Origin of the sequence: Aureimonas sp. ME7 (genome assembly GCF_903970965.1) — a bacterium.
In the GTDB taxonomy this organism is placed as follows: domain Bacteria; phylum Pseudomonadota; class Alphaproteobacteria; order Rhizobiales; family Rhizobiaceae; genus Aureimonas.
Genome location: NZ_CAJCKW010000001.1, coordinates 419,953 through 443,124 on the forward strand (window position 1 = coordinate 419,953; position 23,172 = coordinate 443,124).

The following is a 23,172-nucleotide window of genomic DNA, read 5'->3' on the forward strand; positions in this document are numbered from 1 at the left end:
CGTTTCCTTCCCCCTTCTAAAGCGTTGCCGCGACGATCGCGTCGCGGCTGTCGGCGGCTGCCGGCGCCACCCGCGCCCAGGAGTTCCAGCCGAGGCGCGCCGGCGTCGCGCTTTCGCCGAGACGACAGAAGGGCACGTCCTCGCGCTGCAAGACGACCTGAACGTCGAAGCGAAGGCTCGGCCCCGCGTAAAGGCGCACGAGGCGCATCGCCTCCTCCATGCGGGCGCCGCCCGGCTCGAACGACAGGTAGTCGGCATAGCCGACCGGCCCGACCACCACGCGAAAGCCGCCGGCATGGTCGCGGATCGCCTGGCCGGCCGCCGCGTCCACCCCGAGGCGGGCGCCGCTGATGGCGCCGAGTGCGCTTTGTTCGGCTGGCGGAATGGGTACCCAGCGCGGGGAGAACTGCTCCACCTCGACGGGCAGGCGCAGATGCTCGCCCAGCATGGCGGCAAGGCTCGCGGCGTTGCGGGTGCGCGCGGCGAACAGCCCGGCATAGCGCAGCACCGTCTCGTCGCCGAGCGCGTTGGCGGTGCGTAGCGTCTGCGAGCGAAGCCCGACCAGGGCGAGAAGCGCGCCGACGATCGTGTTGGCAGCGGAAAGCTTTCGCCAGCGCAGAAGCCGAGGAAGGCGGTATTTTTCCTGCGCCTCGACCATGAGGCGGGCGATGGGGTCGGAGAAGATGTCGACGAAGGCGCGAAAAGCGCGCGAGCGCCGCCGCTCCTCTTCCAGGACGGTTTCAGTATAGGCGGGCGGCAGGACGCCGAGCGCGCCGAGAAGACCCGGCAGCGTGGAGCGGACCACCACCGTCCCGGCCTTTTGCTCGACGCGCGCGATCGCGGCGGGCGCGAGCCGCGTCGAAACCTCGGAGCCGATCTCCAGCCGCGCCCCCGCCCGCTCCGCCACGCGGATCGCGGTGGTCGGCTCGAAGCTCTGCGGGTCGGCCAGAAGCGCCTCGACCAGCGGATCGAAGGGTTCGGGCAGGGGTTTTTCCAGCGCGCTCACAGGAGCGGCCTTTCGGAAAGGCGTGCGGGAAAGGCGGCGACCGGCTCGCTCTGCCCGCGCATGACAGCGGTCATCCGCGTGAACGAGTTGATCGTGGCATAAAGGCCGAGAAAACGGTCGATCACGCTGGCGAAAAGATAGGCCGCGCCCCGGTCGATCAGGCCGGGCTCGAAGGTGAGCGTGACCTCGGTGCCCGGCACCATGCCCCCGCCGCCGATGCGCGACATGGCGGGGCGCGAGGACACCCCGCAGATCGCGTCGATCAGAAGGTTCGCCTCGCGCCGCTCGGGCCGCACGTAAAGGCGGAGCATCTCCTTCATCGCGGTGCCATCGCCGTCGGCGAGCGACAGGTGGTTGAGATTGAGATGGGACAAGAGGCGCCAGCGCCGGTCCTCGTTTCCGTCGAAGCGCAGAGCCGGCGTCGGGGCTCCGAGCGCCTCGACGCGCCCGACGCTGGCCGAAGGGTCCGCCAGGTCGAGATGCGGGTGGCCGCCGCCGAAGGGCAGGCGCTTGGGAAGGTCGCGGTTGAGGCAGAGCGTATCGATGCCCGCAACCAACTCGTCCCCCGTCTCGCCGCCGCCCGCAAAGGCGATCGCGACGTCCGATGTGCCGTCCAGCGGGTCGAACTGGCGTCGCACCTGCCACGCCGGAACGTCGGCGCTTCCCCCCTCGAAGAAGCGGGGTGCGACAGTGCGGTTGCCGGCGCGGTCGGTGAGGGTGACGCTTTCGACGCCGTAGACCTCGCGCGTCAGATGGCGGCGCGCGTCGGGCACGAGCGCGTATTCGCTGCGCCGCCCGTCCACCACGATCGGCTCCGCCCTTTGCCGGAAGAGATTCACGGCGGGCGCCGCATTGAGGGCGAAGGTCTCGGCCGAGACCGCGCGCTCCAGCACCGGCTCGCTGCGGTCGAGATAGATGAAGATCTCCAGCGTCTCGCCGGTCCAGCGCCGGAGGCCGGAGAGTTCCAGAAACAGGAACTTCTGCGGCAGGGCGAAGAATTCCGACAGGAGCCGGTAGCCGGCAAAGCTCGAAGCGGGATAGGGCAGCATGCCCTCGTCGGGCTCGAAGCCGCCGGCCCGGATGGAGGATGCGGGCAGGAACACGGGATCGCGGTCGCCGGCGTGGCGGGCGAGCGCGACGCCGAGCGCATGGTTGGCCAGAAGCTCGTGCAGCGCCGTGGCTTCGCGGAACGGCGCGTCGAGATAGAAGCGGAGACGGTCGATCCCCAAGGCTGCGATGGACGGCACGGGTGCAAGGGGGCTGAGCCGGAGCGAAAGGCAGGCCGCGGCGCTCCATTGCGGGGCCAGCGGCGCCTCGATCGGCTGGCCGCCGAGCGCGGCACGCTCCACCCGAAGCGGCGCGAGGTCGACGCCTTGGCTGAGGCGGAAGCGGCAGCGCTCGTCCTCGATCGGCTCGGCGACGATCTCGGTGTGGCGCGCGATGTGCTGGACCGTCTCCAACCCCGCGACGGGCGATAGGCGCACCATCATCATCGAGGGAACGGGCGCCAGATAGTGCGGGTAGAGGGTTTCCAGCATGGAGCCGGTGAGCTCTGGAAACTCGTCGTCGAGCTTCTGGCGCACGCGCGCGCTCGCAAAGGCGAAGCTCTGAACCATGCGCTCGACATGGGGATCGTCGATCTGCTCGCCCGAGATGCGCAGCCGCCCGGCGATCTTGGGATGGGCGCTGGCGAAGCGCGCCGCGCGCCGGCGCAGGTTCCCGAGCTCGTCCGCATAGCGCTGGAGAAAGCCCTCAGCCACGGCTCGCCTCCACCCGGAAGCGTTGCGTGGACGGGTCCACCGCCGTTTCGAAGGCGATCGGCGGCATGCCTTCCTGCGCCCGGTACACCGCCTCGATGCGCAGGCGAAGCGAGCGCTCGGACGGGTGGCGCGGGGGCAGGGTGGACACGGAAAGGTCGGACAGGCGCGGCTCGAACAGGCGGATGCGCCGCTCCATCGCGGCCGCGAACTCGGCGCGCTGATGGTCGGTGACGAGCCCGGTGACGAAGAAGCCGTCGGTGCCGAAGGCGACGAGCGAATCCTTGAGATCGTCGAGTTCGGCAGGCGGCGAGGCGGGCGGGCGGCGCGTGTTGAGAAGCCGCTCGAGGTCGCGCCGGAGGCTTTCGCGCAGATCGCTCATCTGCTGGCCGATGGTCTGCGGCGCGTCGTGGCCCTGATCGGGGTCCGCGTCGCACAGGCGATCGAGAAGCGAGCGAGCGAGAACCGGGGCGGTCGGGCGATAGCGATCGAGCGGATCAGCCATGCGCGATCTCGCGGAAGACGATGCGCTCGATCTCGCCGAGTGCCACGAGCGCGTCGCCGGCCAGAACGCAGCGCTGGCCGCGTCCGGTGACGATGCCGCCCGGCTGGTCCTCCCAGTCGGTGGAACGTCCGAGACGCTCCGCGTCGCTCGACGCCTTCGCCTCGTAGATCAGGGGCAGGAGGACGTCCGAGCCCGAACCGTCGCGAAGCTCCAGCCGGGCGCGCCGCCAGGCGAGGTCGCGCGGGCGGGATGCGGGCTGGAGTTCGATCGAGGCGATGCGGCTCGTGTCGGTCCAGAGATAGGCGCCGCCGTCGGTCACCGCTTCCACGGCATGCGCGAAGCGGTCGTCGGCGTCGCGAACGTCCTCCTCTTCGCTGAGCCCGACGAGAGCGGGACGGAGGCCGCGCGCGTCCTCGAGTTCGCGAAGGGCCGAGGCCGCAGCATCGGCCTCCCCAATGCGCAACGCCAGTCCCAACCGGAGAGCGGCCTCGTCGCAAGGGGACGGCCCGCCGGGAAAGCTTGGCACGGCGCCCGCTTCGAACCACTGTCGGCGTGCCTCCATGCCGCGCAGGAGACCGCGCAGGCGGGCGATCCCGACCGCCTCGGCGGGCTGGAGGCGGGCGGCGATCTCCGCTTGCGCGTCGGCGCGCGCGTAGTCGCCCTGCAGGATCAGAAGGTCGATCAGAAGGAGGCGTAGGCTGAGATCCTGCGGGCGGGCGCGCAAGGCCCCGACAGCCTCACCGGCCGCCTCCGCGAGGCGGTCGTCGGCCAGAAGGGCGGCGATGGTGGGGCTCGTCGTCATGTCCTGGCCCTTCAAGCGCCGGCGACCGCGAGCGACCGGTTGCCCGAAAGGGCGGAGGTCTCGGCCAGGAGGTGGAAGCTGGTGGCGATGTCGTCGAGCTGGAAGTGCGGCTGGAGGCGCACCGCGCAAGAAAACGAGCCGGCGCGCCCGGCCTGCTCGGACACCGAAACGCTGGCGAGGCGCAGCGGGAAGCGGGTGCGAAGCGCCATGTCCGCGTCGTCGTTGCCGAGCGTGTAGCGCGCCAGCCATTCGTCCAGCCGCCGCTGGATGCTGTGCGCATCCGCCAGTTGGCCGACCTCCTCACGCAGGATGACCTTGAGATAGTGGGCGAAGCGCGAGGCGCACAGGACGTATTGCAGCATGGCGGACAGGCGGGCGTTCTGGGTCGCGCCGGCCTGCGAATAGGTGGCGGGCTGGTGCAGCGACTGGTTGGAATTGAAGACGCAGGTGTCCGACAGGTAGCTCGTGGACAGGGGTATCAGCCCGAGCTCGGCCATTTCCTGGTCCTGGAGGCTGGTCAGGCGCACCTCGACGGGGGGCTGGGCCGACAGGCCGGCGCTTTCGGACCCGTCGTCGAACGGGTCGAGGCCGGGCACGAGGCCGCCGCCGTCCTCGTCCTGCGGGGCGCCGCGCAGGTCGGCGAACCAGCCCGAGGCGCGAAACCTGGCGATCGCCACCGCGCCGAAGGCGAAGGCCCCGTTGCCCCAGAGAAGATGCCGCCCGTCGGCATGGACGCGCTCGCGGAAGCGGAAGCCGTCGATGCGCTGGCGCGTATCGGCGCGATAGGGACGGCGCAGGAGGATGCGTGGGGCGACGAGGCCGAGAAAGCGGGTGTCCTCGCGCTGGCGCAACCGGCTCCAGCGAAGGAGGTTGGGATCCGTGGACAGGCGCGACAGGTCGGGCAGGCGGGCAAGGTCTGCGAAGGAGTCGAGCTGGAGAAGGCGCGGCGAAGCGCCGGCCACCAGCGGGCAGAAGGCCGCCGCCGCCACGCCGGCCGCCGCCGCCAGCGCCCCGACCGGGTCGCGCCCGCCCTCGACGGCCACGTGCGCCACCTCGTAGTCCGCAACGAGAAGGCCGAAGGGCTCGCCCCCCGGCATGCCGAATTCCTGCGAATACACAAGCTCGAACAGGCGGCTCTGGTCGAACTCGGTGGCGCGCTCCATGGAGCGGCCGAACTCGGGCCACGAGGCGGACAGGAGCTTGACCTTGATCTCCGGCGCGCCGCCGGCCGTGCGCAGGAGAAGCGCGACGCCGCGCCAGCGCGCCTCCATCGCCTGGAAAGCGGGATGATGGAGGATCGCGTCGACCTGGGTCGATATGGCCGCGTCGAGGCGTGCCACGAACCGTTCGGCCCGCGCCACCGCTTCCTCCCCCCGCCGCGCCTTTTCGCCCCGATCCTCCATCACGCTGTCGATGATCCGGTCAGTTCTTCTCCGGAATGCGCGCGACCATGCGCAGCGAGGTGGTGAGCTCCTCCATCTGGAGCCAGGGGCGCATCCAGGCCACCGCGTTGTAGGACCCCGGCTTGCCGGCGACTTCCTGCACCGTGACCTTGGCGTCGCGCAGCGGGAACTTGGCCCGCATCTCCTCGCCCGCGCCCTCGTTGGCGTTGACGTAGCCTGAGATCCAGCGGTTCAGCCAGCGCTCGCAGTCTTCGGCTTCCATGAAGGAGCCGACCTTGTCGCGGCCCATGACCTTCAGGTAGTGCGCGAAGCGCGAGGTCGCCATGATGTAGGGCAGGCGAGCCGAGATGGCGGCGTTGGCGGTGGCCTCCGGCTTGTCGTAGGTTTTCGGCTTATGCGCGGTCTGCGCACCGAAGAACACGGCATAGTCGGTGTTCTTGTAGTGGCAGAGCGGCAGGAAGCCGAGCTTGCCGAGCTCGGCGTCGCGCCGGTCGGTGATGCCCACCTCCGTCGGGCACTTCACGTCGAGATCGCCGTCGTCGGACTGGAAGAGGTGCATCGGCAGGTCTTCCACCTTGCCCCCGTTCTCCGCGCCGCGAATGGCCGTGCACCAGCCGTTGATGGAAAAGGCGTTGGTGAGGCGCGCGCCGAGCACATAGGCCGCGTTCATCCAGGTGTAGTTGTCGTGCGGCAGCTGGCCGTTTTCGCGGCCCACCGTTTCGTCGTAGTCGAACTCGTCGATGCGCACCGTCTCGCTGCCGTAGGGAAGGCGGGCGAGGACGCGGGGCAGGGCGAGCGTGACGAAGCGGGAATCCTCCGATTCGCGGAACGAGCGCCATTTGATGTACTCGGCGGTCTGGAAGATCTTCTCCAGATCGCGCGGGCGGGCGAGTTCACGGTAATCGTCGAAGCCGAAGAGCTTCGGGCTCGCCGCCGAGATCAGCGGCGCGAAGGCGGCCGCCGAGATCGCGGCGAGGCCTTGCAGAAGCTGGACGTCCTCGAACGAGTTGTCGAACTCGAAGTCGCCGATGATCGCGCCCATCGGCTCGCCGCCCGGCGTTCCGAACTCGTCCTCGTAGATCGACTTGAAGAGGCGCGACTGGTCGAATTCGACCGCCTTCGACAGATCGCGCGACAGGTCTCGCTTGGACGCGTTGAGGACGCGGATCTTGAGGTTGGCGTTGGTCTCGGAGTTCGAAACCAGGTGATGAAGCCCGCGCCAGGCGCCTTCCAGCTTGGTGAACTTCTCGCACTGCATGATGGCGGCGAGCTGGCGCGAGATCTTCTCGTCGATCGCCGCGATCGCGCCGTTCAGCGTCAGCGTCAGGTTGCGGTCGTAGGTGACCGTGCCCTTCATCGCCTCGTCGGTCAGGGTCTTCAGGAGATCCTGCGTCCGGTCGGGCGTCGTCTGGCGCGTGGCCGCGATCACCTGATCGAGGAGCGGCGCCGGGGCGTGGACGGTTTCGGGCGTCGCCTGCGTCTGCGTTTCGGTGCTCATGGGCTCAAGCCTCCTTCAACGCCGCGGTTCAGTTCTTGGGCGCGGGGGCGGAGCCGCCCTTCGCCTTCAATTCGTCGGCCAGCGCCGACAGGTCGCCCCGGTTCTGGAGAATGTTTTCCAGAAGGGTCTCGAGTTCCTCGGAGCGGTCGGCCTTGGCCAGGAGATCGCGCAGCTCGTTGCGCGCGTCGAGAAGTGCTTTGAGCGCCGGAACCTGATTGGCGACGGCCGCCGGCTCGAAGTCCTCCAGCTTTTCGAACTTGAGCTGGACCGACATGTCGGTGCCGTCGTTCTGCAGCGTGTTCTCGACCGCGAGGTTGAGCCCCGGCGTCATCCGGCGCATGACCTCGTCGAAATTGTCCCGGTCGATCTGCACGAACTTGCGCTCGCCGAAGGGTTTGAGCGGCTGCGTCGGATCGCCCGAAAAGTCGCCGAGAACGCCGACCACGAAGGGCAACTCCTTCTCGATCATCGCGCCTTCGGTCTCGACCTCGTACTTGATGTGGACCCGCGGCTTGCGGACCCGCTCGAGCTTGTCGTGAACACTGGCCATGAGGCTTCTGTCTCCGATTGGTCGGTTTCGCGGCCGCGCGGTTCGCTTCAGGAACCGGGCACGGCCCTCGTTAGGCGGGACGCGAATGTCACATTCCGCCTGATTCTGGTCTGATGCCGGCCGCAATCAAGATGGTGCGGCGGGTATGTTCGTCTTCCACGAGTTCGGCGAGAAGTTTCGCGAAGTCGAGGCGCCCTCGCGACACGACGGTTTCGATCGCGTCGGCCATCGGCGACTGTGGCTCTGCCACCCGAAAGTAGCGCGCGACTTCGAGAAGACGCTCGAACGCTTCCTCGCGCGTGCGGATGGGGCCGGGAGCCGATGTTCGGGCCTGGGAGCCATCCGTGCCCCCTGCGGCCGGCAGGGCAGGCGCCTCGCCGGCCGTTGGCTCCGGTTCGATGTCGCGCAGGCCCGAAAGGTTGAGGATCGCGAGCCGTGCTTCGGTGAGGACCGCGCGGATGTTGGACGCGGCCGGCGCGTCGCGCCCGCAGGCCGCGTCGAGGGCCAAGGACAATGCCTCGAAGGCGGCGAGGCAGCCGGTCACCTCGTCGAGATGGGCGCGCATCGCTGCCGGCCCCGCCTCGCCGACGGCGTCCTGAAGCTGCTTCATGCGCTCCGCCTCGCCCGGGCGCTGCGCCATCTGGTAGTCCCACAGCGTGTGCCGAAAGAAGGAGGCGCCCGGCACCAGCGAGGTGAGGCGCAGGGGCTGGATCAGCGTTCCCTCGCCGCCGACCCCGTTGAGCCCGGCCAGCGGCGAGACCTTGTCCTCGATCCCGTCCCCGTCGATCGAATGCAGCGCGTCGAACCGTGCGTCCACGAGGCGCGTGGCGAGCGCGAAGCATTCCCGCAAACCCGCAAAGCCTTCCAGCCGCAGCTCCGCCTCGCAGAACCACGCCAGCACCTCGACGTCCTGCGACAGCGACTGGAGGATCTCCAATGCGATCGAGCGAACGTCGGACCACGCCGGGGCGAGACGGAACGCTTCGCCGGGATCGATGTTGCGCTCCTCGGATCGCGCCGTCGAGCGGGCATCCTTCAGTCGGTAATAGAGTTCGACCCGTTCGCCGGTGCGGATGTCCGAACCGGCCGGCGAAGTTTCGGATATGGGTTCGGCCAGTGCCTCGATGTCGAATGGCAAGCGTTCTCCCGTCGCGCAAGTTGACAGAAAGAGTTGCGCAAGAGGTAGAGCGCCTCGTGTGATTGCGCAAGCAGATACCGATAGGATCGATCCGCCGGTTTCGGTAAACTTTCTTATTCGAAATAATATCGTTTGCTTTCAGTAGCTTCTTCGTAAGCCTCGCTTGTAAATTCTACCTGTCGGTTGCGAGGGCCTTGCAGAGGACAACCTCTCGCCACATTTCGCTCGGAGTTAGACGACCCCGGATTGAGGGAGACGCTTCAAACGATGTCGTCGATCGACCTGCAAAACCTTGTTCAGCGTATGTCTGCGCCGGTTCGCGCGTCCCTGGAAGGGGCGGCGGCGCTTGCCGTGCGTCACACGCATGACGCGATCGAGCTGCACCACTGGCTGGGCGCTCTGGCGCTCGACGATGGATTCAGGAGCCTTCTAGGCGATCTCGGCGTATCTGCGAAAGACTTTCGCGCCGAGATCGATCGCGAGATAAATACTTTGCCTCGGGGGCGCGGCGGGACGCCTGCCTTTTCCGGCAACGCGATTTCGCTGGCGCGCGAAGCGTGGATGGCGACGTCGCTGGGCGGCGGTCGCGCGCAGATTGGCTTTGCCGACCTTCTGACCGTTCTGGCCGACGACGTCAGTCTGCGTTCGCTGTCGCGCGCCCTTTGTCCGAGCCTGCGTTCGCTGGACACGGCCAAGCTCGCGGCCGAGCGTGCAAAGGCCGACGAAGGGGAGCGCCAGGCCGTCGGCGCCGCCCGCCCGGCGGCTTCGGCGACCTCCGGCGAGGATTTCCTCGGCGCCTATACGCATGACATGACGGCGGACGCGCGCGCCGGTCGCATCGACCCGGTGGTCGGCCGCGAGGACGAATTGCGCCAGGTCGTCGACATCCTCCTGCGCCGCCGGCAGAACAACCCGATCCTTGTCGGCGAGGCCGGCGTCGGCAAGACGGCGGTTGCCGAAGCCTTCGCCCTGCGGCTCGTCGTCGGCGACGTGCCTGAGCGCCTGCGGGACACCCGCCTCCTGTCGCTCGATCTGTCCCTTCTCCAGGCGGGAGCGGGGGTCAAGGGCGAGTTCGAGCGGCGCCTGACGGGCGTCGTGGACGCGGTGAAGTCTTCGCCTGAGCCGATCATCCTCTTCATCGACGAGGCGCACGGACTGGTGGGTGCCGGCAACCAGGCGGGGCAGGGCGATGCCGCCAACATCCTGAAGCCGGCCCTCGCACGCGGCGAGCTGCGTACCATCGCGGCGACGACCTGGGGCGAATACAAGCGCTATTTCGAGCGCGATGCCGCGCTGACGCGCCGCTTCCAGCCCGTCAAGGTCGGCGAGCCGGACGAGGAAACCGCCGTTCGCATGCTGCGCGGCGTCGTCGACATCCTCCAGTCGCATCATGGCGTTCGCATCCGCGACGAGGCGCTGCGGGCGGCCGTCCGCCTGTCGGCCCGCTATATTCCCGCCCGCCAGCTGCCCGACAAGGCGGTGAGCCTGATCGACACGGCCGCTGCCTCCGTCGCCTTCGGTCGCGCCGCCGAGCCGGCCGCGCTGGAGGACGCGAGGCGCGAGCGCGAGCATCTCCAACTGGAAGCCGATCGCCTGTCGCGCGAGCCGGGCGACGAGGACACGACTGAGCGCGCGCACGAGATCGCCCGGCGTCTCGATGCGCTCGGCGGCGAGATCGCGGCGCTGGAAGCCAGGCTCGAAGCCGAGCGCGAACTGATCGACGAGGCCGACCGGCTGGAAGGCGAGATCGAAACTGGCGACGACGAACAAGACCGGCGCGCGGCGTTTCATGAAGCCGCCGGTCGTCTGGCGGATGCGCAGGGCGAGGCGGCGCTGATCCACCGCGTGGTGGATGCGGAAGCCGTCGCGGCCGTCGTGTCGCGCTGGACCGGCGTGCCGCTCGGCCGGCTGGTCAGCGATCAGCTGGCGGCCGTCAACGAGCTCGGCAGCCGCCTCAAAAGCCGCATCGTCGGCCAAGACGACGCGCTCGACCGGCTGGCGGATGCGATGCGGGTGTCACGCGCGCGCCTGTCCGACCCGCGCCGGCCGACCGGCGTCTTCCTGATGGTGGGCATGTCGGGCGTCGGCAAGACCGAAACCGCGCTGGCGCTGGCCGACCTCCTTTATGGCGGCCCGCAGAGCCTGACCACGATCAACATGTCGGAGTTCAAGGAGGAGCATAAGGTTTCCATGCTTCTCGGCTCGCCCCCCGGCTATGTCGGCTTCGGCGAAGGCGGCGTCCTCACGGAAGCGGTGCGGCGCCGGCCTTACGGCGTTCTCCTGCTCGACGAGATCGACAAGGCGCATCCCGGCGTTCAGGACGTGTTCTACCAGCTCTTCGACAAGGGGAGCTTACGCGACGGCGAAGGGCGCGACATCGATTTCCGCAATACGCTGATCCTGATGACGGCCAACACCGGGTCCGACGTTCTTCAGGCGCTCAGCGCCGATCCCGACACGATGCCGGAAGGCGAAGCGCTCGGCGCCGTGCTCAAGGATGCGCTTCTCCAGGAGTTCAAGCCGGCCTTTCTCGGGCGAACGGTGATCCTGCCCTTCCAGCCGCTGGGGGCCGACGCGTTGGCGGGCATCGTCGATCTTCAGATCGGGCGCGTCGCCGATCGCCTCGCCGCCAATTACGGCGCGTCCCTGGACCTCAGCGAGGCGGCGCGCGCCGCGCTCGTCGCAGGGGCTGCCGCCGGCGATACGGGCGCGCGCGCCATCGAGAGCGCCATCGCGCGCGATCTCCTGCCCGTTCTGTCCGCCCATTGCCTCGACGAGACGCTGGCCGGACACAAGATCCGCACCGTGCGGATCGACCACGACGGGAGCGGCTTCGTCGCCGCCGGCCCGTCCTCCATTCCCCTCGCCGCGCAAGCGGTGGACCGGGCCCCTTCCGAAGACCCGGCGCCGGAGCGCTGGCGGGAGGCGGTCTAACCCAGCGCGGGCCAAGAACCTTCCGCGCGAAAGTGAAGTGCCAACGCCAGGTTTTCAGCGAGAACGACGAAAAGAGAGGTTTCATGCCGATTTATCTTCAGATCGACGGTATCCAGGGCGACGCCACCCACGAGCAGCACCGCAAGTGGATGGACATCGAAGCCATCCACTGGAACGTCGCCCGCAATCTGAATACGGCGGCCGGCTCCGCCACCAATCGCGAAGCGTCCGAGCCGACGATCTCGGAGATCGTCTTGACCAAGGTCAGCGATAGCTCCTCCACCAAGCTGTTCCAGGAAGCCGTCGCCGGGCGCCAGGGCAAGCGCGCGGTGATCCATCTCGTGACCACCGGCAGCCCGGGCGAGACCTATATCGAGTACAACCTGACCAACACGCTGGTCGCCAACTACTCGATCGATTCCAACGGCGATCGTCCGCTCGAGACGATCAAGTTGAACTTCACCAAGCTCGAAGTGAAGTACACGCCGTACGACGAGAACAACAAGCCGCAATCCCCGATGATCGCCTCCTACGATCTGTCGACGACGCGGGCCGGGTAACGCCCGACCCCGGGACGCCCCCGCCAGCGCGGTGTGGGCGTCCTTTTCGTTCGAAGCCAAGGCACCAGCGATCCAGGAGATCCTTCATGGCCACAACGGACCCGACGCCCGTTCGCGCGACGCCCGAGCATCTGATCGTCGAGACGACGTCCACCGAAAGCGTGGCGGGCAGCGTCATTCCCTCGATTTCCGTGAAGGGCATCACGCTCGCCTCGCTCGGCCATCTGCAGGTGATGCGCTACGTCTACACGCTGGTGGAGGCGCAGCAGGTCTATTTCGAAGGGCGCCCGCTCGCCGCCATGCCCGGCATCCGCGAGGCGGTGGTGGAATGGCTGACGCCCGGCCAGCAGATCGTCAGCAAGCCGACCGGCCGCTACAGCGTGCTGCATGCCTATACCGGCAAGAAGAACATCATCCAGCCGCAGGTCATGCAGAAGGAAGTGGCCTCGCTGCCGCTCGGCTATATCGACCTCTTCGGCGAGGATCCGGCCGAAGGCGTCCGGCTCTATGGGCGCGCCGACGTTCCGTTCGTCACCCGCGGCTCGGCCAACCCGATCGCGGCCGCCTACTACAATTCCGAGACGCAGCGCCTCCAGATCATCCAGAATCCCGACCCGAAGACGCTGATGTCGCGCTTCGCCGCCCGAGCGCCGCGCGGCGCCGTTCCGGTCGGCTGATGGACGGACGGCCCGGCCTTGTGGCGGACGGCGGACGCGGCGAGCAGGACGATCTGTTCGAGCTCGATCAGCTGATCGGCGCCTATCTCCACCAGAACATGGAGATGGAGGTCGCCACCGTGCCGCAAGCGATCGCCCGCTATGCCCGCCTCAACGACGAGCCGACCAAGCGTGGGCTCGTCGAAGCGATGGAGCGCTTCCTGCACCGCTTCGGCAACGATCTCCACGGCGAGTTCGCGCGTCGCTACCGATACGACGTCATGCCGGAGGATCTCGGCCTGACGGTGCCCGAATTCTTCGACATGGTGCGCACCCTTCTTGCCGATCCCGACGAATATCGTCGGTTCGAGGCGACGCAAGCTCCGGGCGGAGCCGGGCCCGCCCTTCGAGCGTGAACCGAGGAGTTGGCATGAGCGACCTGCTGCTGCCGAGCGACTACATCCAGGCCGAGCGCCTGCTTCGGATCTCGACCCATCTGGGTGGGGATGCCTTCCTGATGGAACGCTTCTCCGGCACCGAGATGGTCAACGGGCTCTTCGAGTTCACCGTTGCCGTGCGCGCCAAGCGCGACGACGTGAAGCCTGAGGAGATCGTGGGCGAACGGGTGGACGTGTCGCTGGACATCGGCTTGGGTCGGCGCCGCTCCTGGAACGCCTTGGTGACGGCGCTCGACGAAGAACCGCGTCTGACACGGAGCCTGCGCCAATACGTCCTGACGCTGCGCCCCGACATCTGGCTCCTCGGCCAGAAGTCGGACTGCCGCATCTGGCAGAACAAGTCCTCGGTCGACGTGGCGGAGGCGCTCCTGTCCGAGCACGGCCTTCCCGCGCCCGACACGGCCGGCGTCCATTCGCCGCCCCCGGCTCACGAATACGACGTCCAGTGGAACGAGACGGACCTGAACTATCTCCTGCGCCGCCTGGAGGAGGACGGCATCCACTACTGGATCCGTCAGGCGGAAGGGGTGCAGCGCCTGGTTCTGGCGGACTCGGCCGCCGGCTGGGACAAGGGGGCGGACGGCGACACGGGACTGGAGCGCTTTGCCGCCGGCTCCAGCGATCGCAACCACGTGACCTCCTGGCGCCGGCGCTTTTCCTTCACGCCGGGCAAGCGGGCGGGCCGCGACTGGAATTTCGAAACGCCGGGTACCGTGCCCGGCGCCGATACGCCCTCCACCGTCAAGCTGCCGAAAAACGGCGACTACGAGCTTTACGAATATCCGACGCGTGCGATGGACATGGGCAGCAACGAGCGCGCTTCCAAGCTGCGCGTTCAGTCGGTGGAGGTCGACCACGAGGCGCTGAACGGCGCGTCCACCGTGCGCACGCTGGCGCCCGGCGCGCAGCTAACGCTCTACGACGTCGCCCATCCCGAGCACCGTTTCGAGACGAGCGTCGTCCTCAGCGTCCACCACGACGCGGCGAACCCGAGCTACGAGACGGGACCGGGCGAGCCGTCTTACGAAAACCGCTTCACCGCGCTTCCCGCCCGCCTGCCGGCCACGCCCCACCGCGCTACGCCGCGCCCACGCATCGACGGCTCCCAGATCGCGCTCGTCGCCGGCCCGGAGGGCGAGGAGATCCACACCGACCAGTATGGCCGCGTCAAGCTCTGGTTCCCCTGGGACCGCCGCGCCCGGAAGGACGGCTCCGACACCAAGTGGGTGCGCGTCGCCCAGCCCTGGGCCGGCGGCGCCTGGGGCACACAGGTGATCCCGCGCATCGGCATGGAGGCGGTCGTGTCCTTCGAGGCCGGCGACCCGGACCGGCCTATCGTGACGGCACTGGTGCCCAACCCGCAGAACAAGGTGCCCTACGACCTGCCGGCCAACAAGACCCGCATGGTCATGCGATCGAACACCCACAAGGGGCAGGGGTTCAACGAGCTTTCCTTCGAGGACGACATGGGTCGCGAGGAGGTCTTCATTCATGCGCAGCGTGATGCCACGACGAAGGTTCGCAACCACGCCAGCGAGCGCGTCGATCGCAACAAGGTCGTCAGCGTCGGCGGTGCGGCCCTGACCGAAGTCAGCCGCAACCGAGTGGACAATGTCGGTCAGAACATGACGATCAACATCGGCGGCGGCACGGTTGCCCCGATCGTTCGCCACGCACTGGCCAGCGACCGATACGGTATCAAGCAGGCCGCCTATTTCCTGGGTGACATGGAGCCGTTGGCGACCGACAGTGGAAATTTCGGCTTGAATGCCGCCGGCACCATCGCCCAAAGCGCCGATCAGTCGCTTCTCCTGACGGCGACCGAGGATTACCACCTCTCGGTGGGGGGGAGTGCGACGGTGATCGTCGGCGAGAACTTCAGCACATCCGTCACACGCGAAAGCACCGAAATCGTCGGCACGGTCAAGACGATCGAAGCGCATGAGACATTGCGCCTTCGCTGCGGGAAGGCTGAACTCGTGATGCATGCGACGGGGGAGGTCACGTTGAACGGGAAGACGTTGAGCATCGAATTCGATGATCGGATTTCGGCGAAATCCGCCCGGATCGACCTCAATTGAACCGCGTCGCCCTTTCCTCGCTCCCCTTGATCCTTCTCTTGACAGGATATCTACCCGTGCCGCCAACCATCCTGAACGTCGTGGTCGAAGGTCAGCTTCTTGAGCAAGGAGGAGCCGTGGTCGTTCTCGTCACGAGACTGGACCAGCCGACTTTCGACAAGCGATATGGCGATCTCGTCGAGCCCCAGAATGGTGAGATCGTGCTTCAGGCGAAAGCCGACAGCTCGGTGACCTTCATTGAGTTCGACGCCCCACCAGGGTTCGAATACCGATTTCGGACCCATGCTGGAGAGCCTGTCGCCGACCGGCAGGCAAGCGTGGGGGAAGGCGGTGGCTACGTGGACGCCGCGACCGGCGAGTTCGCTCCCTCCAGCGTCACGTTCAATCACTACATCCCGGGTCCAAGGATGACGGAGGCCGATGCGGCGTCCCTACTCGGTAGCGAGTTCCGCATCGATCGACAAACGTGCCGGGTGCAACCGGCGGTTCGCGTTTGTTCGGGCAGCGAGAGCGATCTCGAAGGGATGCTGCAGAAGTTCAAGCGGTCGGAGGCGCCCTGATGCTGCGCATCTATGTCCGATCGTTCCATCCCCGCGAGAATTTCGGTCGAAGCGGCCTCTACTTCAGCGGGGACAATCGAGGTTTCAAGACTGATCCACGTGCCACCGCTCGTATCACCAGTATCGTCAATATCGATCTGCAGGGTCACAAGATCACGAAAGAGCGCGTTTTCTCGCATCCCAGCCACAACACCTATTCCCAAAACAAGGAGCGGGCGACCGAAAACTATCAGGACGTCAGGACGCAGCCGACGGGCGATCTGAGTCGGCCGGCCATGACGCCTTACAGGGAGGGCGGCGACCAAAGCTTCTCGTACACATTCGCCTATCGCGGCAAGAACCACGCGTTCGGGCAATGGGACTGGGACGATGCCAACACGACGGTAGAAAACGTCATCATTCCCGATCTCGACGTCACCTATACCGTATCGGGAACCATCCGACGGCAGGCCCGGGAATTCAACATCAACCTGACCATGCGCGGCGACGGCTTCCCCAACGCGGAGGCCATTTTCTACGACACAAGTGGTAACCCTCTGTTTCTCGTGTCTCACATTCGCGTGGGGACGGCGACGAGCCAGCTCTTCGGAAACCGCCGTATCCTCATGGGATCGTGCTCGTTGCGCACCGAATGGCTGCAAGGCGACCTGTTGGGAAGTTCCGCTTATGTTTTGGACGCGCGAGACTATGCCGGCGAGGGGAGCCCCTCGACGATCGGTCCGCTTGGACAAACGACCGTATCGCAATGGAACGAGCGCCACACGGGTCGTAGCGCGGTTGGGCCTGAGTCGCGACGCCGCCTCGACGACTCCTGGCCGATTCCGTTCATGAAGCGCGAGACACCGGTGGAATAGCGATCCCGTGCCGATCTCAACCCTGCTGAGAGGCGAAGCCATGGGTTTCAGACGAGTCGCTCGCCCCGCCACGATGACCCGTTGCATGCGAACCGGGTGCATGCCGTTCCCGATCGACGCGCAGCGGGGTGGAAGAGGATGCCGAAATGACTGATGCCGTTCCCCCGCGCCCTTCGACATGGCGCATCGTCCTGGCTGCCATTCTCGACTTTCTCACCGCGTTCTTCGTGTTCGGCTATTGCGTGGCGCTCGTCTTCGGCGGGGTGACGTCGGGCGGATTTCAGTTGAACGGTGCACCGGCTTTCCTAGCCTTCGCCCTGATCGTCGCCTATTTCGTCGTCGGCCGGCGGTGGCTTGGCGGAACGCTCTGGCAGCGCCTTCTCAAGGCACGTTAGGCGGGAGCAATGCCGGATACCTTCGCCCTGTTCTTCGACACGCTGTCCAGCCCGTTCCATTCCCGCCGGGCGAACCTCTTCTTCCAGATCCTGTTCGGATCGCTGGCGCAGCTTCTCCTCGTCCTGATGCCGCGCTCTCTTCCGGCCTGAACCCGCCGACCTTCGGAGGACACGTTCCATGCCCCCAGCCCATCGCAAGGCCGATATCGGATCGGGCCACGGCTGCCACTTTCCGCCCTCGCTGGCGACGGGCGGCAGCGGGGATGTGTTCGTCAACGGACGACCGCTGATGCGCGTCGGCGATGCCTACGCGCCCCACGCCTGCGTCGCCGGTCATGCGGGGCCGCATGGGCGCAAGCTCGCGCAAGGCTCGCCGAGCGTCTTCGTCAACGGGCTGAAGGCCGGGCGGATCGGCGATGCGATCGACTGCGGCGGGGAGGCGCGGACCGGCTCGGGCGACGTCTTCATCGGCGACGGAAAGGGCGCGGACGCCGGCAGCACCGCGAATTCCTGCCAGGCGGCGATGGCATCGAGGTCGATGCCCTTCGTGCGAGCGTGAACATGGCGGAAGATCCGTCCGGGCTCGAGGCGCGGCTCTTCGATGCGCTCGCCGATCTCGCGCGCGATCCCTCGGCCCGTGTCTATGCGGTGATGGACGGGGCGATGGTCGCCGACCTGCCGCAAGCCCTCGCGCGCTCCAGGCTCGACCACCGTTCGCTGGTGCAGGAGGGGAGCCCTCGCGAGGTGGCCGCCCTCGGCCTCTGGCTGGTGGACCCGGCCGTTCGCCGCGCGGCCGTCGATGCTTCAGAAGTTCCCGAGGCTGCCGACCTGTCGGACGAAGCGCTGGCGCTCTGGTCCGAGCGAATGGGGGCAGAGGCCGAGGCCGCGTTGGCGGGCGGCGACGAAACCGGAGGCGGTGCCTTCTCCCCCCATCGCACGGAGCCTGCCGATCCGCTGGAGGGCCTTGCGGCGGTGCGCGAGATCGCCGGGTCGGGGCCGGGCCTCGTGTTCTGGTGCGGCGGGCCGAGGCTTGGCCTCGACACCCTGTTCCGCCACCTGCGCGGTCTCGGCCGCATCGTGACCGAAGGCGAGCGGGAGGAGATCGTCCTGTTTCGGCACGGCGACGCCAATGTCCTCGCTCAGGTTCTGCCGGCGCTCGGCGATGGCGGCCTCGCCCGCTTCCTGGGGCCGGCCGACTTCGTCCTGTTCGCGCCGGGCAAGGCCTGGGGCGGGGGCCTGAAGCGCGCCGGACCCGCCGTGGGCGAAGCCCCCGCCGGAATGCTTCGCATCGGCGCCGACGCGCTCGGCGCCATGGAGGAGGCGCGCCTCGGGCGCTCGCGCGACAAGGTCGCGGCTTATCTGCGAGAGGTCGCGCCCCTGGAAACGGCCGGCCTCGACGATGCGGCGCTCGGGCGTAGGGTGCGCGAATACGAGGCGGACGGAGCGCGGCTCGGCCTTCGTTCCGAGCGCGCCCATGCGCAATGGTCGTTCCTGATGCTCACCACCGGCGGACAGGTGGCCGGGGACCGGGACGTGCGGCGTGCCCTGGAGCGGTCGCGCGATCCCGACCGGGCGCTCGCCCGGATGCTGCGCCATGCCGGACGGCTGGAGCAGCAGGCCGCATCGAGCGGGGAGGGCTGACCCCATGCCGGCGATGGCGATCCCGGTCGGCTTTGCGATCCTGCGCGGCGGCATGGCGGCCTGGCGGCTCTACCGCGCCTACCGGACCGTCCAGATGGCGGCCGAACTGGCCGACCAGATCTCGAAAGCCGAGGCGGCTTCGGAGGAGCTCGACGCTTCGCCCGAGCGCGGCAAGCCCTGCGACGGCTGCGCGCCCGGCTATGTCGGCACCCAGGACAAGGACAGCCGCGACCAGGGCAACCGGCACAACAGCGGTCCGCTCGCGCCCGAGAACGGCGGCACGGGCGATGCGGAAAAGGACTTCGACCACCTGACGGGTGGTCAGAGCCAGCCGGCCGGCGATCGGTTTCCCGAAGGGTCTCGCGTCGGGCCGGGCGGCGAGCTGTTCCGGCCGGGCTCGGGCTCCAAAGGGCCGCGTATCGATATCCCGGCGTCCGGCGGCAAGCGCCACGAAACCCTGCACTACTAGGACGAACCCATGTTCGCTTTGGCTCTTTCCGGCATCTCCGATCTTGCGGCCGAGCTGCGCCGGCCCATCGTGGGCGTGGCGCTGGAGCGCCTGCCGAACGGCCCCGTCACGGCGGCCGCGATCGTGCGCCCGGACGGCAGTCGGCTCGTCGTCACGTCCCGGGTCAACGACGTGGGCCCGCGCGCCGAGATGGGGTCGCTCGAAATCGCGCTCCGATCGGGCGACGGGCCCCTCGCCGTCGATCTTCCCTTGTCCTGGCTGGGCGGCCCGGAAAGCGTCTCCAAGCTCCTCGCGCGTCTCGACGGGGAAGAAGCGGAAGCCGGCCTCGTGCTGCGCGGGCCGGGAGGGACGAGCCTGACGCTGGCCTCCGGCGTCTACCCCCATTCGCTCCATGTCGCGGCGAGCGATCTCCTGGACGAGGGCGAACTGGAGTTCGAAGAGCACGAGTACCGCCTTCTTCCTTTCGGCTGAACGGGAGGTGAGGGTGAAGCGATCGATGAGTTTCCTCGCCCTGTCTGATGGCTATGGGTTGGAAGGGCGGACCTTGTTCGAGCTCATGGCGAGCGCGAACACCGTCACGCTGCGCTTCGACCTCTACCATTGCGACGACGAACGGCGGTGCGAGGATGGGATGGAATACCTCCTCGACATCACCGTCCCACCGGAACGGTTCAGGATCGTCGACGGCGCGGGGGAGCGTCTCCGCGGCGACTTCTCGGCCGATATCCTGCAGGTGGAGATCCGGGGCGGCGAAATGCGTCTCCTCGCCGACTGTTCCTTCTACGATCCGCCCAAGGGCCGCGATGTCGTCCTTCTGGCGCTGGCCGGCGGCGAAGCGGATGTCACCGAGCATCCGCCGGCAAAGGTCGCCTGAAGTCCGCAACGGAAAGTCCGTCGCAGGCTCGGCTCGCTGCCGCGGCAAGCCCCGGACTGCAGGGCGCGGGGACCGCGCACCGGCTCGCCGGGCGCTCGGCCGGGTCAGCCGGGGCCGAGCGCCAGTCCTTCGGCGTCGAAGCGGTGGATGCGGCCGGGGAGGGGGCTGAGGCGCAGCGCGTCGCCGACGCCGATCGCCGTTTCCTCGGGGATGCGCACCGTCACCTCCTGCCCGCCTTCCAAGGACACATAGAGATAGGTGTCGGAGCCCAGATGCTCGGCATGGCGCACGGTGCCGGCCCAGGCTCCCTCGGGATCCACTCGCAGGTGCTCCGGGCGGATGCCAAGCGTCGCGGCGCCCGCCTGCGCCGCGACGGGGCCGGTGAGGAAGTTCATCTTCGGCGATCCGATGAAGCCGGCGACGAAGAGGTTGCGCGGATGGTTGTAAAGGTCGATCGGCCGGCCGACCTGCTGCACCGTGCCCTCGTTGAGAATGACGATCCGGTCGGCCAGCGTCATCGCTTCCACCTGGTCGTGGGTGACGTAGATCATCGTGGCGCCGAGCGTCCTGTGCAGCTTGGCGATCTCGAGCCGAGTGGCGACGCGCAAGGCCGCGTCGAGATTGGACAAGGGCTCGTCGAAGAGGAAAAGCTGGGGCTCGCGCACGATCGCGCGCCCGATCGCCACGCGCTGGCGCTGGCCGCCCGAAAGCTCGGCCGGGCGCCGTTTCAGGAGTGCGGACAGTTGCAGGAGCCCCGCCGCCTTCTCGACCCGCGCCTCGCGCTCGGCCTTGGGAACCCCGTCCTCTTTCAGCGCCAGCGTCATGTTGCCGGCCACCGTCAGGTGCGGATAGAGCGCGTAGGACTGGAACACCATGGCGATGCCGCGCTTGGCGGGAACCGTGGCGTCGACGTTGCGCCCGCCGATCTCGACGCTGCCCGAGGTCTGCGTTTCCAGCCCCGCGATGATGCGCATCAGGGTGGACTTGCCGCAGCCGGACGGGCCGACGAAGACGACGAACTCGCCGGTCTCCACTTCGAGATCGACGCCTTTCAGGACCTCGATCGGGCCGAAGGTCTTGACGATGCGCGAAAGCTTCAGGGAGTGCATGCGGACAGCCTCCGGGGCGGGGCGAGGGGCGCTCACAGGCGGACCGCCCGCGCTTCGCGCATCGAGCGGTCGGCGGCAAGCACCACTTCGAGCGAGCGCACGGCGTCCTCCATGTGGCGGGTGAGATCGAAATCCTCGGCGATGGCGCGGGCGACGAAGCGCTGTTCGGCTTCGCAGAGCGCCTGATGGCCGGGCTCGCCGGCCATGGACGCGACCTCGTCGGCGCGCGCGAAGCCGCCGTGCTCGGCCCGCTCGGCATGGTGGATGCGCAGGCGCGCGGTCTTCGTGTGCGTGTCGATGTCGTCGGACCGGGCGTCCTCGTCCATCACGATCGAGATCGAGCCGTTCGGGCTCATCACGTCCTTCACGAAGAAGGCGGTCTGCGAGATCATCGGCCCCCAGCCGGCCTCGTACCAGCCGAGCGAGCCGTCGGCGAAGAGCACCTGGAGATGGCCGTAGTTCACCTGGGCCTCGGCGATCTCGTTTGAGAGGCGCAGCCCCATGCCGCGCACCTCCACCGGGGCGGCGTCGGTGATCTGGAGCATGACGTCGAGATAATGGACGCCGCAGTCCACCACAGGCGACGTCGTTTCCATCAGCCGCTTGTGGATCTCCCACGCCGAACCGCTGGACTGCTGGTTGAGGTTCATGCGGAAGACGTAAGGACCGCCGAGCGCGCGAGCGCGTTCGACGAACTCCACCCAGGACGGGTGATGGCGCAGGATGTAGCCGACGACGAGCTTCTTGCCCAAACGCTTCGCCGTCTCGACGACGCGCCGCGCATCCTCCACGGTTCCCGCCAGCGGCTTCTCGACGAAGACGTGGGCGCCCGCTTCCATCGCGCGGATCGCCAGTTCGGCGTGGCTGTCGGTGTAGGTGTTGATCGAGACGAGGTCGGGGCGCAGCGCCAGCCCCGCTTCGAAGTCGGACAGGAGTGGATAGGTGCGCAGCTCCTCCGGCAGGTCCGGGGCGGAGCGGTTGACGAGGCCGACGATCTCGAAATCGGGATCGGCGTGGTAGGCGAGGGCATGGGAGCGGCCCATCTGGCCGAGGCCCATGACGAGGGTGCGGATCGGGCTCATTTGACGGCTCCGGCGGTGATGCCGGCGATCAGCTGGCGGGAGAACACGAGGTAAAGAACGAGGATCGGCAGGATCGCCAGCGACAGGGCGGCGAGCACCGCCTCCCAGTTGGTGACGAACTGGCCGAGGAAGATTTGCGCGCCGAGCGTCACCGTCTTGGTGCTCTCGCCGGGCGCCAGGATCAGGGGAAACCAGAGGTCGTTCCAGATCGGGATCATCGTGAACACGGCGACGGTGGCGAGCGCCGGGCGCACGAGTGGCAGGACGAGGACGAAGAAGATGCGGTATTCCGACAGGCCGTCGATGCGCCCCGCGTTCTTCAGATCGTCCGACACGCCGCGCATGAACTCCGACAGGATGAACACGGCGAGCGGCAGCCCCTGCGCGGTATAGACGAGGACGAGCGCGGTCAGCGTGTTCACGAGGCCCGCCGCCACCATCATCTGGAGGATGGCGACCGTGCCGAGCCGGATCGGAACCATGATGCCGAGCGCCAGGAACAGGCCGAGAAAGGTGTTGAGCCGGAAGCGATACTCTGAAAGCGCGAAGGCCGCCATCGCCCCGAACAGGAGCACGAAGAACAGCGACGCGATCGTGACGGTGAGGCTGTTCTGAAAATACAGGAGGAAGTCGCCCTGCTGGATCACCGTGCGGTAGCCGGCCAGGCTCGCGGTGGTGGGCAGCGGCGGCTCGAGGGGCGCGGCGAAGATCGCGCGGCGCGTCTTGAACGAGTTCATGACGACCACGAGAACCGGCAGGACGGCGATCAGCGCGTAGAGGCCGAGCGCCAGATGGACGAGGGCGAGGCGCAGGCGCTGCGCCGGGGCTCGCGGGGTCATG

At 67.9% G+C, this 23,172-nt stretch carries 25 protein-coding genes; 14 read left to right on the plus strand and 11 right to left on the minus strand.

What is annotated here, in order from left to right; translation table 11 throughout:
- Positions 1-16: 16 nt before the first annotated feature.
- From tssG to tssA, 8 genes are all read right to left on the minus strand, one after another.
- The gene (gene tssG, locus H7A85_RS01880) at positions 17-1,006 is read right to left on the minus strand and encodes a type VI secretion system baseplate subunit TssG (protein WP_244630878.1); all 990 of its coding nucleotides are present in this window, start codon (positions 1,004-1,006) and stop codon (positions 17-19) included.
- Positions 1,003-2,766: a type VI secretion system baseplate subunit TssF gene (gene tssF, locus H7A85_RS01885; RefSeq protein ID WP_182084183.1), complete on the minus strand. Its 1,764-nt coding sequence runs from the start codon at positions 2,764-2,766 to the stop codon at positions 1,003-1,005. The genes tssG and tssF overlap by 4 nt, the downstream gene beginning before the upstream one ends.
- The gene (gene tssE, locus H7A85_RS01890; protein ID WP_182084184.1) at positions 2,759-3,268 is read right to left on the minus strand and encodes a type VI secretion system baseplate subunit TssE; all 510 of its coding nucleotides are present in this window, start codon (positions 3,266-3,268) and stop codon (positions 2,759-2,761) included. Before tssE ends, tssF begins: the two co-directional genes overlap by 8 nt.
- Entirely contained in the window at positions 3,261-4,070 is an 810-nt protein-coding gene (locus tag H7A85_RS01895; protein WP_182084185.1) for a type VI secretion system accessory protein TagJ, read from the minus strand. Before H7A85_RS01895 ends, tssE begins: the two co-directional genes overlap by 8 nt.
- Positions 4,071-4,081: 11 nt before the next feature.
- Positions 4,082-5,473 (minus strand): type VI secretion system contractile sheath large subunit, encoded by a 1,392-nt coding sequence (gene tssC / locus H7A85_RS01900; RefSeq protein WP_182084479.1) that lies wholly within the window; start codon positions 5,471-5,473, stop codon positions 4,082-4,084.
- A gap of 19 nt (positions 5,474-5,492) precedes the next feature.
- Positions 5,493-6,971 carry a type VI secretion system contractile sheath large subunit gene (gene tssC / locus H7A85_RS01905; RefSeq protein WP_182084186.1) on the minus strand — a complete coding sequence of 493 codons (1,479 nt, stop codon included), beginning with the start codon at positions 6,969-6,971 and terminating at the stop codon, positions 5,493-5,495.
- A 28-nt stretch (positions 6,972-6,999) separates the two neighbouring features.
- On the minus strand, positions 7,000-7,521 hold the full coding sequence (tssB, locus tag H7A85_RS01910) for a type VI secretion system contractile sheath small subunit (RefSeq protein WP_182084187.1): 522 nt from the start codon (positions 7,519-7,521) through the stop codon (positions 7,000-7,002).
- 88 nt (positions 7,522-7,609) lie between these two features.
- Positions 7,610-8,659, minus strand: coding sequence for a type VI secretion system protein TssA (gene tssA / locus H7A85_RS01915; RefSeq protein ID WP_244630879.1), 1,050 nt, complete (start codon positions 8,657-8,659; stop codon positions 7,610-7,612).
- Positions 8,660-8,926: 267 nt separating this feature from the next.
- Here tssA and tssH point away from each other — a divergent pair, with 267 nt between their 5' ends.
- The 14 genes from tssH (at position 8,927) to H7A85_RS01985 (ending at position 20,141) form a co-directional block, all read left to right on the plus strand.
- A complete protein-coding gene (gene tssH / locus H7A85_RS01920) occupies positions 8,927-11,593 on the plus strand; it encodes a type VI secretion system ATPase TssH (protein WP_182084188.1) in 2,667 nt (888 codons plus the stop codon).
- An 83-nt stretch (positions 11,594-11,676) separates the two neighbouring features.
- Positions 11,677-12,153 carry a type VI secretion system tube protein Hcp gene (locus H7A85_RS01925; protein WP_090677105.1) on the plus strand — a complete coding sequence of 159 codons (477 nt, stop codon included), beginning with the start codon at positions 11,677-11,679 and terminating at the stop codon, positions 12,151-12,153.
- Positions 12,154-12,239: 86 nt separating this feature from the next.
- Positions 12,240-12,830 (plus strand): hypothetical protein, encoded by a 591-nt coding sequence (locus H7A85_RS01930; protein WP_182084189.1) that lies wholly within the window; start codon positions 12,240-12,242, stop codon positions 12,828-12,830.
- A complete protein-coding gene (locus H7A85_RS01935) occupies positions 12,830-13,225 on the plus strand; it encodes a contact-dependent growth inhibition system immunity protein (protein WP_182084190.1) in 396 nt (131 codons plus the stop codon). Before H7A85_RS01930 ends, H7A85_RS01935 begins: the two co-directional genes overlap by 1 nt.
- A gap of 14 nt (positions 13,226-13,239) precedes the next feature.
- Complete coding sequence (gene tssI / locus H7A85_RS01940) at positions 13,240-15,348, plus strand: type VI secretion system tip protein TssI/VgrG (protein WP_182084191.1); 2,109 nt, start codon at positions 13,240-13,242, stop codon at positions 15,346-15,348.
- 56 nt (positions 15,349-15,404) lie between these two features.
- Entirely contained in the window at positions 15,405-15,908 is a 504-nt protein-coding gene (locus H7A85_RS01945; RefSeq protein ID WP_182084192.1) for a hypothetical protein, read from the plus strand.
- A complete protein-coding gene (locus tag H7A85_RS01950; RefSeq protein ID WP_182084193.1) occupies positions 15,908-16,762 on the plus strand; it encodes a hypothetical protein in 855 nt (284 codons plus the stop codon). Before H7A85_RS01945 ends, H7A85_RS01950 begins: the two co-directional genes overlap by 1 nt.
- A gap of 146 nt (positions 16,763-16,908) precedes the next feature.
- Positions 16,909-17,157 (plus strand): hypothetical protein, encoded by a 249-nt coding sequence (locus tag H7A85_RS01955; protein ID WP_182084194.1) that lies wholly within the window; start codon positions 16,909-16,911, stop codon positions 17,155-17,157.
- A 9-nt stretch (positions 17,158-17,166) separates the two neighbouring features.
- Positions 17,167-17,307, plus strand: coding sequence for a hypothetical protein (locus H7A85_RS01960; protein WP_182084195.1), 141 nt, complete (start codon positions 17,167-17,169; stop codon positions 17,305-17,307).
- A gap of 28 nt (positions 17,308-17,335) precedes the next feature.
- Positions 17,336-17,716 carry a PAAR domain-containing protein gene (locus H7A85_RS01965; RefSeq protein WP_182084196.1) on the plus strand — a complete coding sequence of 127 codons (381 nt, stop codon included), beginning with the start codon at positions 17,336-17,338 and terminating at the stop codon, positions 17,714-17,716.
- Positions 17,717-17,718: 2 nt separating this feature from the next.
- Positions 17,719-18,798 carry a DUF4123 domain-containing protein gene (locus H7A85_RS01970; RefSeq protein WP_182084197.1) on the plus strand — a complete coding sequence of 360 codons (1,080 nt, stop codon included), beginning with the start codon at positions 17,719-17,721 and terminating at the stop codon, positions 18,796-18,798.
- A 4-nt stretch (positions 18,799-18,802) separates the two neighbouring features.
- The gene (locus H7A85_RS01975) at positions 18,803-19,267 is read left to right on the plus strand and encodes a hypothetical protein (RefSeq protein ID WP_182084198.1); all 465 of its coding nucleotides are present in this window, start codon (positions 18,803-18,805) and stop codon (positions 19,265-19,267) included.
- 9 nt (positions 19,268-19,276) lie between these two features.
- Entirely contained in the window at positions 19,277-19,738 is a 462-nt protein-coding gene (locus tag H7A85_RS01980; RefSeq protein ID WP_182084199.1) for a hypothetical protein, read from the plus strand.
- Between the two features lie 25 nt (positions 19,739-19,763).
- Entirely contained in the window at positions 19,764-20,141 is a 378-nt protein-coding gene (locus H7A85_RS01985; protein WP_182084200.1) for a hypothetical protein, read from the plus strand.
- 104 nt (positions 20,142-20,245) lie between these two features.
- On the opposite strand, the gene H7A85_RS01990 is transcribed toward H7A85_RS01985, so the two are convergent.
- From H7A85_RS01990 to H7A85_RS02000, 3 genes are read right to left on the minus strand one after another with little or no spacing between them, the layout of a single operon-like run.
- Positions 20,246-21,250: an ABC transporter ATP-binding protein gene (locus H7A85_RS01990; protein WP_182084201.1), complete on the minus strand. Its 1,005-nt coding sequence runs from the start codon at positions 21,248-21,250 to the stop codon at positions 20,246-20,248.
- Between the two features lie 32 nt (positions 21,251-21,282).
- The gene (locus H7A85_RS01995; protein WP_182084202.1) at positions 21,283-22,332 is read right to left on the minus strand and encodes a Gfo/Idh/MocA family oxidoreductase; all 1,050 of its coding nucleotides are present in this window, start codon (positions 22,330-22,332) and stop codon (positions 21,283-21,285) included.
- Positions 22,329-23,171, minus strand: a complete 843-nt coding sequence (locus H7A85_RS02000) for a carbohydrate ABC transporter permease (RefSeq protein ID WP_182084203.1) — start codon at positions 23,169-23,171, stop codon at positions 22,329-22,331. Before H7A85_RS02000 ends, H7A85_RS01995 begins: the two co-directional genes overlap by 4 nt.
- Between the last annotated feature and the right edge of the window lies 1 nt (position 23,172).